Annotated in this window: 3 protein-coding genes; all 3 read left to right on the forward strand. The window is 76.5% G+C overall.

Annotation, left to right across the window (positions count from 1 at the left end):
* The coding region (locus ADY01_RS34345; RefSeq protein ID WP_049580698.1) for a DUF6986 family protein at nt 1–1,150 on the forward strand (1,150 nt) is incomplete at its 5' end.
* Between the two features lie 66 nt (nt 1,151–1,216).
* A complete protein-coding gene (locus tag ADY01_RS34350) occupies nt 1,217–2,182 on the forward strand; it encodes an ROK family protein (protein ID WP_049580699.1) in 966 nt (321 codons plus the stop codon).
* Nucleotides 2,183–2,208: 26 nt separating this feature from the next.
* Nucleotides 2,209–3,231: an NUDIX hydrolase gene (locus ADY01_RS34355; RefSeq protein WP_049580700.1), complete on the forward strand. Its 1,023-nt coding sequence runs from the start codon at nt 2,209–2,211 to the stop codon at nt 3,229–3,231.
* Nucleotides 3,232–3,259: the final 28 nt, after the last annotated feature.

Consider the following 3,259-nt stretch of genomic DNA (forward strand, 5'->3'; position numbering starts at 1 on the left):
CCTCCTCACCCCCGGCACCCCCCGGGTCTGGGGCGCCGCCGCCCGCGCGCTGCTGGAGGAACACGCCCCGGACGCGGCCGCGTTCGCCGCCGTCCTCGGCATCCCCGAGGCGCTCGCCGCCCCCGTTCACGCCCGCGTCCTCGCCAAGCTCGCCCGCGAGCCGGTCGAGGACCTCAGGGTCGACTTCGAGGACGGCTACGGCCTCCGCCCGGACGCCGAGGAGGACGCCGCCGCCGCCCGCGCCGCCCGGCTGATCGCGGCGTCCGCCGCCGAGGGCACCGCCCCACCCTTCGCCGGCATCCGCATGAAGTGCCTGGAGGCCGCCGTCCGCGACCGCGGCATCCGCACCCTCGACATCTTCCTGACCGCCCTCCTCGACGCCGGGCCCCTGCCCGCGGGCCTGCGCATCACCCTGCCCAAGACCGGCTACGCCGAGCAGGTCGCCGCGATGGCGCGCCTGTGCGACGCCTTCGAACACGCCCGCGCCCTCCCGCCCGGCAGCCTGGTCTTCGAGATCCAGATCGAGACCACCCAGGCGATCCTCGGCGCCGACGGCCGCGCCACCGTCGCCCGCATGATCGACGCCGCCGAGGGCCGAGCCGTCGGCCTGCACTACGGCACGTTCGACTACAGCGCCGCCTGCCAGGTCTCCGCCGCCCACCAGGCGCCCGACCACCCGGCCGCCGACCACGCCAAGGCGGTCATGCAGGTCGCCGCCGCGGGCACCGGGGTCGCGCTCTGCGACGGCTCGACCAATGTGCTGCCCACCGGCCCCACCGCCCAGGTCCACGACGCCTGGCGCCTGCACCACCGCCTGGTCCGCCGCGCGCTGGCCCGCGCCTACTACCAGGGCTGGGACATGCACCCGGGTCACCTCCCGACCCGTTACGCCGCCGTCTACTCCTTCTACCGCGAGGGCCTCCCGGCCGCCGCCGCCCGCCTGGCCGCCTACACCGGCGCCGACGCCGGGCCCGGACCGGACGGCCAGGCCGGCATCCTCGACGAGCCCGCCACCGCCCGCGCCCTCGGCGGGTTCCTGCTGCGCGGCGTGGACTGCGGGGCCCTCGACCCCGATGAGGTGACGCGGCTCACGGGCCTGGACCACCCCCGCATCGCCGCCCTCGCGGGCCGCCCGGCGGGCGGCGCGTGAGCACCGTGCCCCGTCACCGGAACAGGACTGGACAAGCCCACCCACGACGGACCACCCTTCCTGAACATGACCACTGATCTTGTCGCCGCCGTGGACATCGGCGGCACCAAAATCGCGGGCGCGCTCGTGGACGGCGCCGGCGATCTGCTCCACCGCGTCCAGCTCGCCACCCCGGCAGGGGAGCCCGCCGAACGCATCATGCACACGCTCACCGAGGTGGTCACCGAACTCACCGCGCACGCCTCCTGGACCCGCGTCGCCGCCGTGGGCATCGGCAGCGCCGGTCCCGTCGACGCCCGCACCGGCACCGTCAGCCCGGTCAACATCCCCGGCTGGCGCGACTTCCCGCTCGTCGAGGGCGTCCGCAAGACCACGGGCGACCTGCCCGTCACCCTCGTCGGGGACGGCGCCGCCATCGCCGCGGGCGAGCACTGGAGGGGAGCGGCCCGCGGCCGGACCAACGCGCTGTGCATGGTCGTCTCCACCGGCGTCGGCGGCGGCCTGATCACCGACGGCCGCCTGCGCCCCGGCCCCACCGGCAACGCCGGCCACATCGGCCACATCAGCGTCGACTTCAACGGCGACCGCTGCCCCTGCGGCGGACGCGGCTGCGTCGAACGCATCGCCAGCGGCACCAACATCGCCCGCTACGCCCTCGCCGCGGGCTGGCGCCCCGACGACCCCGACGGCGACACCACCGCCGCCGGTGTCGCGCGGGCCGCCGCTGAGGGACACCCCGTGGCGCTGGAGGCGTTCGACCGCTCGGCCCGCGCCCTGGCGGCCGGCATCGCCGCCACCGCCACCCTGGTGGAGATCGAGACCGTGGTGATCGGCGGCGGGGTGAGCCAGTCCGGCGAGGTGCTCTTCGCCCCGCTGCGCCGCGCGCTCGGGGAGTACGCCACGCTCCCGTTCGTGCGGAACCTGGAGGTCGTCCCGGCCCAGCTCGGCACCGACGCCGGCCTGGTGGGCGCCGCCGCGGCCTGCTGGAGCGACGCCGACACGTTTCTGGCACGGGGCCCAGCGGGCAACTGACTCAAGGGCGACCAAGGAGGGGGCTCGTGATCATCTGGCTGAACGGCGCGTTCGGGGCCGGCAAGACCACCGCGGCCCGCGAACTGCTCCACCTGCTGCCGGGCAGCACGCTCTACGACCCCGAGGTGGTCGCGGACGGGCTGTGCAGGTCCCTTCCCAAGGAGCGGCTCGCCCGCGCCGACGGCGTGCACGACATCCCGGCCTGGCGGCGGCTGGTGGTGGACACCGCCGCCGCCCTGCTCTGCGAGCTGCCCGGACCGCTGATAGCGCCGATGGCGCTCCTGCGCCAGGAGCACCGGGACGAGATCTTCGGCGGCCTCGCCGCCCGCGGGATCTCGGTGCAGCACTTCCTGCTCGCCGTTGAAGAAACGTTCCTCCGGCGGCGGATCGACCTGCGCGCCGCCGTCGACGGCGAGGCGGCGCGCGGCTGGTGCCTCGGCCACCTGCCGCAGTACACGGCGGCGCTGCCCTGGCTGACCGCCGACGCCCACACGGTCGAGACCTCCCGCCTCACCCCCCGGCAGACCGCGGAGCTGCTGGCCGAGGGGGTCCGCCGGGGCGACGGCATCTGCGAGATCGTGCAGACCCCGCCGCCCAGCGGCCAGACCCTGGCCGCCGGGGTCCTCTTCTTCGACGACCAGGACCGCGTGCTCCTGGTGGACCCCACCTACAAGCCGGGCTGGGAGTTCCCCGGCGGGGTGGTCGAGGCGGGGGAGGCGCCGGCCCGCGCCGCCGTCCGTGAGGTGGCCGAGGAGCTCGGCCTCCGGCTCCCGCACGAGCCGGCCCTGCTGATCGTCGACTGGGAGCCGCCGCGCCCGCCGCGGTTCGGCGGCCTGCGGCTGCTGTTCGACGGCGGCCGTCTGGACACGGACCGCATGCGCGACCTGCTGCTGCCCGGCGCGGAGCTGCGCGGCTGGCGCTTCGCGGCCGAGGACGAGGCCGAACGGCTGCTGTCGCCCGGCCGGTTCGCCCGGCTGCGCTGGGCGCTGCGGGCGCGCGCCGAGGGCCGCCCGCTGAACCTGGAGGCGGGCGTCCCGGTCGGCGCCTGACCTGCCGCGCCGCCCTCCGCCGACACCC

Source organism: Streptomyces sp. SBT349, assembly GCF_001083795.1.
GTDB lineage: Bacteria > Actinomycetota > Actinomycetes > Streptomycetales > Streptomycetaceae > Streptomyces.